Here is a 305-nt window from a genome sequence, read left to right on the forward strand (position 1 = left end):
ATACAACGATGAACATGTGTCGATTCCCCGGTTTAAGCTCAACACGTTTGGGACGTTGAATGACGATTTCAAGATCCAGGCTGTGAGGTTCTCCAAGGTCAGCCGTGTGGGGTTCGGATTTGAATTGAACGACTTGTCGGTCCGAATGAATCACATGTATGATTCCATGATCATCCTTGATGAGGTGACCATTCATCCGAAGCTGGTGGTCAGCTCCGCGCATATTCAAGAGAACACCATTCACTACGGCGCGGAGCTTCATTCGATTACTGACCAAGATCTAAACAAGCTCCGCTATTATGTTG

General features: G+C 47.2%; 1 pseudogene. It reads left to right on the forward strand.

Features of this window, described 5'->3' with window-relative positions:
- Positions 1 to 305, forward strand: a pseudogene (locus ACZYR9_RS27685) (hypothetical protein); the annotation flags it as partial.

The sequence above is a fragment of the Paenibacillus sp. F024 genome (assembly GCF_057814255.1).